Here is a 2,575-nt window from a genome sequence, read left to right as displayed (position 1 = left end):
TCCGGTGCGCTATCGGTTGCTGGGGCCGCTGCAGGTCACGCGCCAGGAATCGGCGTCCGACGTCGGTTTGGACGCAGTGGTCGACGTTGGGCCGCGCAAGCAGCGTGCGGTCCTCGCGGCGCTGCTCCTGGCCCGCGGCCGGGTCGTCTCGGTGGACCGGCTGATCGACGCGGTCTGGGGTGACGATGTCCCGGGTAGCGCCACGGCCAGTCTGCAGGCGTATGTGTCGAATCTGCGGAGGGCGCTGCGCGAGGGTGATTCGGCGTCGCCGATCGTCCGCCAGGCCCCTGGCTACTATCTGGCGACCGGGCCCGACGACGTCGACCTGACGGTGTTCGCCGCTGCGGCGGGTGGCGCGGGAGCGGCGGTCGCCGCGGGCCGTTGGGACGACGCGCTCGCAGCGGCGGACACGGCAATTGCGTTGTGGCACGGCCGGTTCCTCGAGGATCTGAGCGACGAGCCGTGGGTGCAGCAGGAGGCGGCGCATGCCGAGGACATGCGCAGGGAGTGCATCGACAATCGGATCACCGCGCTGCTGGCCCTGGGGCGGGTGTCCGCCGCGCTGACCGCAGCGGCGCAACTCAGCGCCGAGGATGCGCTGTCCGACCGCGCGTGTTGGCTGCACGTGCTGGCGCTGCACAGGTCCGGTAGGACTCCGGATGCCCTCGACGCCTATACCCGGCACGCCCAGGTGCTCGACGAGGAACTCGGTCTGCAGCCGGGCGCGGCCTTGCGCGAGCTTCAGACCGCCGTGCTGCGGGAGGCTCCCGAGCTCGCCGCGTGGCCCCGGCAGCCGGAATGGTCGGGTGCGGCCGAGGTGACGACGCCCACTGTCAGCACCGTCCGCGCCACCTCGTACGGTACGGCGCAGGCCGTCCCGCCGCGGGCCGAGATCGTCGGTCGCGATCGGGAACTGGCTGTGATGACAAGCCTTCTCGACGACGTTCAGGCGGGCGCCACGCGCTGGCTGGTGCTGTCGGGGCCGCCGGGTATCGGCAAGACCAGGTTGGCCGAGGAGGTGGCGGCGAGGGCTGGTGTCGACGGCGACGTGGTGTGGATCAGCTGCCCCGACGAGTCGGGAACGCCGCCATGGTGGCCGATGCGCCAGTTGGTCCGAGCGCTGGGCGCCGATGCCGACGAGGTGCTCAAGGTGCCGCCGCACGCGGATCCAGATACCGCGAGATTCCAAGTATACGAACGTATTCAGCGTCTCCTGGAGTCCGCCGAGGGGGTGCGCGCCATCGTGGTGGACGACGTGCAGTGGGCAGACACGGCGTCGACGAGCTGCCTCGCCTACGTGGCGGGCGCGTTGCGTGACGTTCGGTTGGCGTTCGTCGCGACCGTCCGCGACGGAGAACCCAGTCCGGAACTGCAACGGCTTCTCGGGACGGTGGCCCGCGGCGGCAACAACCGCCACGTCGTGGTGCCCGCGCTGTCGACGGGCCACGTCGCCGCACTCGCGGCGCAGGTGGCCGATGACGTCGTGACGATGTCCGAAGCAGCGACGTTGGCCGAAAGGACCGGCGGGAACCCGTTCTTCGTGTGTGAGTATGCGCGACTGCCGCGTGACGAACGCACCGGCAATGACATTCCCGTCGCCATCAAGTCGGTGTTGGACCGAAGGCTCGCGGGTCTGGACCCTGCGGTGCTGCAGATGTTGCGCACCGCGGCCGTCATCGGTGACGAGGTGGACGTGCCGGTGTTGGCGATGGCCACGCGGTTGGATCTCGACACGCTCGCGGACTATCTCGACGAGGCTGCCGACGAGCGCATCGTCGTGCCGTCGCACACCGGTGACGGGTACGCCTTCGCGCACGGACTCTTGCGCGATCAGCTGGTGGCGAGCATGCCTGCCTTGCGTCGACAACGCCTGCACGCCAAGGTCGCCGAGGTGCTGGGCGACGGCGTCGGCGATGATGCAACCACGCGACGGGCGCAGCATCTGGTGGCGGCGCAGCCGTTGGTCGAACCGGACGTGGTAGTAGAGGCATGCCGTCGGGCGGCGCAAGAGGCGACGCTGCGGTGGAGCTCGGACATCGCGGCGAAGTGGTGGCAGGCCGCGCTGGACGCCTATGACCGGTTGCCGGTCGCGGCCCGCGACGATGGCGAGCGCGACGCGCTGACGGTGGCGATGCTGGAGGCCTACTCCCGCGCGGGACGCGGACGACTCGTCCTCGGGACCGTCGAGCGGTATCTGGCGGAGGCGGTGCGGGCCGGTCGGACGGCAACGGCGGGGCGGGTGGCCAGCGCGCTGTTGAGGGCGAGTGGTGGCTGGCCGTGGCTCGCACCCGGTGAGGATCCAGGTGATCTGCTAGTGCTGCTGGAGCGGTCGGCCGACGTCGCGGAGGACGATGCGGGTGCGGGGGCGCGAGTGTTGGCCGCCCTCGCGGTGGGGCACTGCTACAACCCGGACCCGAAAGTCCCAGCGGCGCACCTGGTTCGGGCCGAGGAGTTGGCGCAGTCGACCGGTGACGCCGACGTGCTGGCCGACGTGCTAGTGGGATGGCTGATCACCTACTCGGGGGTGGCCCCCTTCAGCGCGCAGATCCTGTCGTGGTCTGATCGACTCAACGCG

1 protein-coding gene is annotated in these 2,575 nt (G+C 70.6%); it reads left to right on the top strand.

Annotated elements, in window-relative coordinates:
- Positions 1 to 2,575: ATP-binding protein (locus ABW137_RS17730; RefSeq protein WP_526402301.1), on the top strand; the 2,575-nt coding region annotated here is incomplete at both ends.

The sequence above is a fragment of the Mycobacterium sp. genome, assembly GCF_040509115.1.
Classification (GTDB): Bacteria; Actinomycetota; Actinomycetes; order Mycobacteriales; family Mycobacteriaceae; genus Mycobacterium.
This window is presented reverse-complemented; position numbering and strand designations above follow the sequence as displayed.